The sequence below is a fragment of the Rhodococcus tibetensis genome (assembly GCF_024438035.1).
Lineage (GTDB): Bacteria > Actinomycetota > Actinomycetes > Mycobacteriales > Mycobacteriaceae > Rhodococcus_F > Rhodococcus_F tibetensis.
Window position 1 is genome coordinate 537427 of sequence record NZ_JANFQF010000001.1, and the last position, 8087, is coordinate 545513.

The 8087-nt window shown below is 66.5% G+C and carries 5 protein-coding genes and 3 pseudogenes; 7 read left to right on the forward strand and 1 reads right to left on the reverse strand.

What is annotated here, in order from left to right; genetic code table 11:
* Positions 1 to 3 precede the first annotated feature (3 nt).
* From NOF53_RS02660 to NOF53_RS27660, 7 genes and pseudogenes are all read left to right on the forward strand, one after another.
* The gene (locus NOF53_RS02660) at positions 4 to 1641 is read left to right on the forward strand and encodes an ABC transporter substrate-binding protein (RefSeq protein WP_255965436.1); all 1638 of its coding nucleotides are present in this window, start codon (positions 4 to 6) and stop codon (positions 1639 to 1641) included.
* A 3-nt stretch (positions 1642 to 1644) separates the two neighbouring features.
* Positions 1645 to 2634, forward strand: coding sequence for an ABC transporter permease (locus NOF53_RS02665; protein ID WP_255965406.1), 990 nt, complete (start codon positions 1645 to 1647; stop codon positions 2632 to 2634).
* Positions 2627 to 3547 (forward strand): ABC transporter permease, encoded by a 921-nt coding sequence (locus NOF53_RS02670; protein WP_255965407.1) that lies wholly within the window; start codon positions 2627 to 2629, stop codon positions 3545 to 3547. Before NOF53_RS02665 ends, NOF53_RS02670 begins: the two co-directional genes overlap by 8 nt.
* Positions 3544 to 5215 (forward strand): annotated as a pseudogene (locus tag NOF53_RS02675) (dipeptide ABC transporter ATP-binding protein). The gene NOF53_RS02670 and the pseudogene NOF53_RS02675 overlap by 4 nt, the downstream one beginning before the upstream one ends.
* Entirely contained in the window at positions 5208 to 6350 is a 1143-nt protein-coding gene (locus NOF53_RS02680; RefSeq protein ID WP_255965408.1) for an LLM class flavin-dependent oxidoreductase, read from the forward strand. The pseudogene NOF53_RS02675 and the gene NOF53_RS02680 overlap by 8 nt, the downstream one beginning before the upstream one ends.
* On the forward strand, positions 6347 to 7723 hold the full coding sequence (locus tag NOF53_RS02685; RefSeq protein WP_255965409.1) for an NtaA/DmoA family FMN-dependent monooxygenase: 1377 nt from the start codon (positions 6347 to 6349) through the stop codon (positions 7721 to 7723). The genes NOF53_RS02680 and NOF53_RS02685 overlap by 4 nt, the downstream gene beginning before the upstream one ends.
* A pseudogene (locus NOF53_RS27660) lies at positions 7720 to 7971 on the forward strand (DUF1684 domain-containing protein); the annotation flags it as partial. The gene NOF53_RS02685 and the pseudogene NOF53_RS27660, both read left to right, overlap by 4 nt.
* On the opposite strand, the pseudogene NOF53_RS02690 reads toward NOF53_RS27660, so the two are convergent.
* Positions 7969 to 8087, reverse strand: a pseudogene (locus NOF53_RS02690) (IS630 family transposase); the annotation flags it as partial. The pseudogenes NOF53_RS27660 and NOF53_RS02690 overlap by 3 nt on opposite strands.

The window sequence follows — 8087 nt, forward strand, 5'->3', positions numbered from 1 at the left end:
TCAGTGACCTTGTCCTCGATTTTCTGCGGGAATGCCCGCACAACAACAGGTTTCGCAGTCGCCGCCGTGCTGGCGTCGGTACTCACCGCGTGCGGCGGCGATGCGAGCAACACCGCGGCGGACGCCGGTCCGCCGGGGCCCGGCGGAACTCTCCGCTACGGGCTGTCCCAGGCGCCGACGTGCGCAGACCCCGCACAGTCCGGCACGAACCAGACGATCTACGTGACTCGTCAGGTGGTGGATTCACTGACTGACCAGGATCCCGAGACCGGCGAACTGACACCCTGGCTCGCGGAGAGCTGGGAGACGAACGCCGACGCGTCCTCCTTCACGTTTCACGTAAAGGAGGGGGTGACCTTCAGCGACGGAACTCCCTTCACTGCGGATTCGGTGAAGAAGAATCTCGACGCCGTCGTGAACACGCTCACCGGGGCCAAGGCGCCTCTGGCTTCCAGCTACCTGACCGGATACACCGGAACCATCGTGATCGATGCCCAGACCGCACAGGTCAACTTCTCGGCACCCAACGCGCAATTTTTGCAAGCGTCGTCCACCCCGCAGCTGGGCATTCTGTCGGATGCGTCCGTCGCCAAGTCGCCGGAGGAGCGCTGCACCGGCAACATCTCCGGGACCGGGCCGTTCACGTATGCCGACTACCAACAGGACAAGTCCGTCACGCTCGCGAAACGCGCAGGATATCGCTGGGGTTCGGAGGTCTTCGGCCATGACGGTGAGGCTTATCTCGACAGGATCGAGTTCAGTGTGATCCCCGAATCCGGCGTCCGGACAGGAAGCTTGTCTTCGGGTCAACTCGACGCGATCAGTGATGCGCTTCCCCAGGATGCGCCACAGATCGAGGGCGTGGGCGGGAAGGTGCTCACCACGTCCAACCCGGGCACACCGTTCGGGTTTCAGCCCAACGTGACTCGCGGTCCCCTCACCGATCCGGTGGTCCGTAGCGCCCTCGTTTCGGCGATCAACCGGCAGGAACTGGTCGATACCGTGCTCGGCCCCAATTTCAAGCCAGCCACCAGCACCTTGGCGAGCCGTACCCCGGGCTACGTGGCGCTGGCCGAGGTGACCTACGACCAGGAAAAGACTAAATCGATCCTCGACCGCGCCGGCTGGACTCCCGGCGCCGACGGCATCCGGGAAAAGGCTGGGCAGAAGCTCAGCTTCCCGGTTCTGTTCAGCTCGGTGTTCGCGGGCAATCAGACCATCCTCGAACTGGTGCAACAACAGCTCAAAGAGGTGGGCGTGGATCTGCGTCTCGACCTCGTGTCGACCCCCGAATCCATTGCGCGCCAAAATGCCAAGGACTTCGACGCCGCCTACTACAACAGCACCCGCGCCGACGGCGACATCCTGCGCACCCAGTTCGGTCTCGACGGACGGAACCTCAACAGCCGCGGCCCGATTCCCGCCCTCGACCAGGTGCTCGCCGAGCAGCTCGCCACCACCGACACCGCCGCTCGGAGCGAACTTCTCGGCGACGCCCAGCAGCAGGTGCTCGACAACGGACTGTGGATCCCCACCGTGGAACTGTCCCAGGCGATCGGTGCCGGCCCGAACGTGCAGGATCTGAAGTTCGAGGCTTCGGCTCGACTCCAGTTCTTCGACACCTGGATCAGCGGAAGCTAGAACATGACTCGATACCTCGGACTACGCGTGCTGCAGGCGATCGCCGTCCTCTGGGCGACGTTCACCGTGTCGTTCGCTGTGTTGTTCCTGCTGCCTTCGGACCCGGTGAGCATCGCCGTCGACTCGGCGACCACCGGAACGACGGTCGACGCGGCGGCCGTCGCGGAGCTGCAGGCGCGGTACGGGCTGGACCAGCCGGTGTGGGTGCAGTACTGGAACTCCCTGAGCCACGCCGTCCGTGGTGACTTCGGGTACTCGATCGCCACCGGGCAATCGGTGACCGAGGCCATCGGGAACGCGGTGCCCAGTACACTCGCGCTGGCGTCCGCAGCGCTGGTTCTCGCGGTCCTGTTCGGGACCACGGTAGCGTTTTTCGCCACCTACACGCGGGTTCGCTGGGTCCGGAATCTGCTGTTCGCACTGCCCCCGCTCGGTGTCGCGGTGCCGACGTTCTGGGTGGGCTTGATTCTGCTGCAGCTGTTCTCGTTCCGGCTGAAGGCGCTTCCCGCGTTCGGTGACCAGGGGATCGCGGCCCTGGTCCTTCCCGCGGTGACGCTCGCGCTGCCGACCGGAGCCGTGATCGCCCAGGTGCTCGCGGCCAGTCTGCAGACCACGTGGCGGCAGCCGTTCATCGAAGCCGCGCGGGCGAAGGGCGCGTCCCGCTGGCGGATCCAGACGCGGCACGCGTTGCGTCTGTCGAGCATTCCCGCGTTCACCATCGCCGGAGTGTTGGTGGGTAATCTGCTGGCCGGTTCGGTCGTCGTCGAGACGGTGTTCTCACGTGCCGGCGTCGGGCGACTCACCCAGACGTCTGTGATGGCGCAGGACATACCGGTGGTCCAGGGAATCGTGGTACTGAGCTCGGTCGTCTACGTAGTCGTCAATCTCGCCGTCGATCTGCTCTACCCGCTGATCGATCCCCGGATCGTCGAGGGCAGGCGCAGTTTTGACTCCAGCGCGACCGCGGATGCGGAGGAGAAGGTTCATGTCTGACATTCTTACCAGGGACCTGATCGACGAGGCCGAAGGTTTCGGCTCTCCGCCGGTCGAACCGCCTCCCGTGATCGCGTCCTCGTCGGACAGCCGAGGACGCCGCGTGATGATGTGGTGGCGCCGCAATCTCGTGCTCGTTGCCTCGGCCGCCGTGATCCTCGTCGCCGTCGGATTCGCGGTGGCGCCGTCGGTGTTCGCGGGCGGCGACCCGCTGGTCGGGGTGCCCGCCCAGAAGCTGCAGGCGCCGAGTGCCGCGCATTGGTTCGGCACCGACAACATCGGACGTGACATGTATACCCGCGTGGTTCACGGCGCCGGATTGTCGCTGACCGCAACGCTGTCGGCTGTCGGCATCGCCGTGGTGGTCGGTTCACTGATCGGCCTGCTGTCCGGTGCGGTCGGGGGAATAGTCGATGCGTTGCTGATGAGGCTCGTCGACGTGCTGCTGTCCATACCGGCGTTGCTGCTCTCGCTCGCGCTGGTGACTGCCCTGGGGTTCGGTACCGTCAACGTGGCTGTCGCAGTCGGTGTCTCACTGATCGCGAACTTTGCGCGCGTGATGCGCTCGGAGGTACTGCGAGTCCGCCGGTCTCTGTACGTGGAGGCCGCGTTCGCGTCGGGAGTCCGGTGGCACACGGTGGTCCGCCGGCACATCCTGCGGAACTCATACGCACCCGTCGTCGCTCTGGCCGCCGTCGAGTTCGGCATGGCCGTGCTCGCCGTCTCCTCGCTGAGCTTTCTCGGATTCGGGGCGATACCACCGACACCCGAGTGGGGTTCGCTGATCTCCGAGGGCCGCAACTACCTCGCGACGGCGTGGTGGATGACCACCTTGCCCGGCCTGGTGATCGTGGCCGTCGTGTTGTCGGCGCACCGACTAGGGCATGCACTCGAACAGAGGGAGTCGCGATGAGTACCAGATCGGGGACAGCGGAGTCCGCACCGCTCCTGACGGTGTCCGGGTTGCGGGTGGCGTACCGCAGTGCGAACGAGCCGGTGCTCGCCGTGAAGGGGGTCGACCTCACGGTGTCGCGCGGCGAGGTGGTGGCCGTGGTCGGGGAATCCGGCTCTGGCAAGTCCACCACCGCGCACGCGATTCTCGGGCTCCTCGCGGGTAACGGGCGCGCGATCGGCGGGGCCGTCACCTTCGACGGAGAACGCCTCGACACCCTGTCGGAGCGCGCGCTCGAGCGGATCCGCGGGACAAGGATCGGGCTGGTGCCGCAGGACCCGACCACCTCGCTCAACCCGGTGATCAGAGTGGGGGATCAGGTGGCCGAGGTGCTGCGGCTGCACGGCCTCGCCGACCGGCGGACCGCCCGGCTCGACGCTGTCCGCATCCTCGCCGAGGCCGGTATCGACAAGCCCGACGTGCGCGCCCGGCAGTACCCGCAGGACCTGTCCGGGGGGGCAGCGACAACGCGTCCTGATCGGCATCGCGTTGGCCTGCAACCCCGAATTGGTGATCGCGGACGAGCCGACCAGTGCACTCGACGTCACGGTCCAACGCCGCATCCTCGACCACCTCGAGGCCCGCATCGCCGAATCGGGAACCGCCGTCCTGTTGATCACGCACGACTTGGGTGTCGCGGCCGACCGCGCCGACCGGATCGTCGTGATGAGTCAGGGCGAAGTGGTGGAGTCCGGACCAACCCGCGAGATCCTGACGAACCCGCAGCACGCATACACCCGGGCACTGCTGGCCGCCGCGCCGAGCCTGTCCGCGGCACCCCGGCGCACGGACGAGTTGACAGCCGCGGTCACGGTCGACCCGGTCCTGCGTGTGTCCGGGGTATCGAAGACATTCCGGATCGATCGGAGGATAGCGGTCGAGGCTGTCGAGAACGTCTCCTTCGCGGTCCCACGCGGCCGCACGCTGTCCTTGGTAGGAGAGTCGGGTTCCGGCAAGTCCACATTGGCCCGAATCGCGATCCGGTTGGAGACGCCGTCACGTGGCAGCGTCGAGTTCGACGGAGAGGACATCACGACGCTGCGGGGCGGTGCACTACGCGCCCTCCGCCGGCGAGTCCAGATCGTGTACCAGAACCCGTATGCCTCGCTCGACCCGAAGCTTGCCGTCGCCGACATCGTGGCCGAACCGCTCGGTGCCTTCGGGATCGGGAACAGGGCGGAACGCTCGGAGCGGGTCGCCGAACTCCTCGAGCAGGTGGCGCTGCCGCGTACCTACCTCGAGCGGAAACCCGCGGAACTGTCCGGCGGCCAGCGTCAACGGGTCGCCATTGCACGGGCCCTGGCTCTGCACCCGGAACTATTGGTGCTCGACGAGCCGGTGTCCGCTCTGGACGTCTCGGTGCAGGCACAGATCCTCGATCTGCTGGCGTTACTGCAGCGAGAACTCGGCCTCAGCTACCTGTTCATCTCCCACGATCTCGCCGTTGTCCGGCAGATCAGCGACACAGTCGCCGTGATGCGATCCGGCCGCATCGTCGAATTCGGTACCACAGCAGAGATATTCGACACGCCTCGTCGAGATTACACCCGTGAATTGCTCGACGCGATTCCCGGGCAGTCCATCGCTCGCCCACCGTCAGCACAGCTGGAGGAAGCTCTTCATGCCTGAACACTATCCCCTCATCGCCGTCGACCTGCATGGCGCCGGTCTGCATCCGCAGGCGTGGCGCCGCCCCGACTCGCGCGCGGAAGACCTCTTCACGGCCGGCTATTGGACCGACCTTCTGGGAGTTGCCGACAGAGCCGGAGTGGACCTCGCCTTCCTCGGCGACTCCTTCGCCCTCGCCACGACGGGGCACGGCGAACAGCAGGGGCAACTCGACGCCGTGGCGATCACGTCCCGTGCTGTGACGAGGACCCGGACGATCGGTCTGGTTCCAACGGTCACCGTGACCCACACCGAACCGTTCCACGTGTCGAAGGCGATCGCGAGTCTCGACCACGCCTCTCTGGGCCGCGCCGGGTGGCAGCTGGATGTGTCGGCCGGTCGAGCCGAGGCCGAACTCTTCGGTCGGAAGGAGCCCCAGGACGACGCAGACCTGTGGTCGGAGGCGAGCGAAGCCATCGAAGCCGTGCGCCTGTTGTGGGACAGCTGGGAGGACGACGCCGAGATTCGCGACGTGGCGACGGGCCGGTTCATCGACCGGGACAAACTGCACTACATCGACTTCGAGGGAACCCATTTCTCCGTCAAGGGGCCGTCGATCACCCCTCGCTCACCGCAAGGTCAGCCACTGGTCGTGCTCGGTGCGTACGACGAACACTCCCGCCGGGTGGCCGTGTCGCACGCCGACGTGATCCGCATCAGCGCCTCCACCCTCGACGCGGCCGGTCGGACCGCGGCGGAGGTCCACCACGGTGTGGGCGAGGCGGGCCGCGACCGGAGCGCAGTCCGGGTACTTCTCGACATCGAGGTGCTGATCGCACACAGTGACAGTGACTCCCGCCGGGACCTCGCCCAACTGGAGAACTGGGCCGGGACCCCGTATGAGCCTCGCTCGCTCCTCTACCGCGGCGACACGGCGGGACTGGCCGATCTCGTCACGGACGTGGTACACGCGGGCGAGGTGGACGGAGTGACCTTCCGCCCGCTCGCCCTTCCCGCCGGACTGGACGCGATCACCGAGGCAGTACTGCCGCTCCTGCGACCGGACGGCACCGATCTCGGTGGCGGACTACTCCGGGAACGCCTCGGCTTCGACCGTCCCCTCAATCATTTCGCCCGAACAGGACTTCCTTCATGACGACACAGCGAGCGGCGCACCGCAAGCAGATTCACCTCGCAGCGCACTTCCCGGGGGTGAACAACACCACGGTGTGGAGTGACCCCGCATCGAAGAGCCAGATCGAGTTCGACTCCTTCGTACACCTGGCGAAAACGGCGGAGCGAGGGTTGTTCGACTTCTTCTTCCTCGCCGAGGGTCTGCGGTTGCGCGAGCACCGCGGCCGGATCCACGACCTCGACGTCGTCGGCCGGCCCGACACCCTGACCGTGCTCGGTGCGCTGGCGGGGGTCACGACTCACCTCGGCCTCGCCGGAACGATCAACACCACCTTCAACGAACCGTACGAACTGGCGCGACAATTCGCGTCACTCGATCATCTGTCGGACGGCCGGGCTGCGTGGAACATGGTCACCTCGTCGGATGCGTTCACCGGCGAAAACTTCCGGCGCGGGGGATATCTCGACCGCAAAGACCGTTACGTCCGCGCACGCGAACTGATCGAGGGCGCTCGGCAGTTCTGGGACAGCTGGGATCAGGATGCGCTCGTGATCGATCGGGCGCAAGGAGTCTTCGCGCCCGAGTCGTCGATCCGCGAGGTCGCCTTCTCCGGCTCGCAATTCGACGTGCGGGGGAGGTTCACGGCTCCCCGTAGCCCGCAGGGGCATCCGGTGCTCCTGCAGGCGGGGGATTCGGACGAGGGCCGCGAGTTCGGGGCCGCCCAGGCCGACGCCATCTTCACCGTCCACGGCACACTCGAGGACGGCCGGAAGTTCTACTCCGACGTGAAGGGCAGGCTGGCGAAGTACGGACGCACAGCCGAGGAGCTCAAGGTGCTGCCCGCGGCCACGTTCGTTCTCGGTGAATCGGCGGCAGACGCGGCTGAGCGGGCCGATCACATCCGACACCAGCAGGTGAGCCCGCAGACGGCCATCGCGTTTCTCGAACAGGTTTGGGGGCGAGACCTTTCCGCGTACGACCCGGACGGTCCCCTGCCGGACGTCGAACCCGCCGACAATCCGGACATCACCCGCGGCCGCGTCCGGCACGTCAAGGATCCGCGCGAGATCGCCGATGCATGGCGGGCGAAGGCCGAGGCAGAAAAGCTCAGCATCCGGGAGCTGATCATCGCAGTCACCGCCCGGCAACAGTTCGTGGGCACTCCGGCCCAGGTGGCCGAGGAAATCGACCACTACGTGCAGTCCGACGCCTGCGACGGTTTCATCCTCGTGCCGCACCTCACGCCGGCCGGACTCGACGAGTTCGTCGAAAAGGTGGTGCCGGAACTGCAGGACCGTGGCAGTTTCCGCACCGAGTACTCGGGCACCACCCTGCGCAGCCATCTCGGGCTGAGTCATCCGCACCTCGACAACGAAGGAGTACGAGCATCATGACCGCAGTCACCGAAGGCACGGCGTTCGAGCAGGATTGGCAGGACTGGCATTCTTCGCGCGAGGAGGCCTTCCGCGATCCGCTGGGGTGGTTGAGCCTCACCGCCCTGCACTGGCTGGTGGAAGCGGACTCGAGCTTCCCCGATCTGCCGGGACTGTGGCGGGCCGACGGTGGCCGCGTCGTCATCACCGCCCCCGCGGCGTCCGGCCTCGACATCGACGGTGTCGCGGTGGACGGCACGGCCACACTAGTGTCCCGCGTCAGAAATTCGTGCGATATATTTGGCCAGGGAATCGAGGATCTCCTCGGCGGTCTTGTGCCAGACGAACGGCTTCGGGTCGTCGTTCCAGGTCTTGATCCAGTTGC

Coding starts and splice junctions, on each gene's coding strand:
- NOF53_RS02665 (WP_255965406.1), top strand. CDS start 1,645: ATGACTCGATACCTCGGACTACGCGTGCTGCAGGCGATCGCCGTCCTC.
- NOF53_RS02670 (WP_255965407.1), top strand. CDS start 2,627: ATGTCTGACATTCTTACCAGGGACCTGATCGACGAGGCCGAAGGTTTC.
- NOF53_RS02680 (WP_255965408.1), top strand. CDS start 5,208: ATGCCTGAACACTATCCCCTCATCGCCGTCGACCTGCATGGCGCCGGT.
- NOF53_RS02685 (WP_255965409.1), top strand. CDS start 6,347: ATGACGACACAGCGAGCGGCGCACCGCAAGCAGATTCACCTCGCAGCG.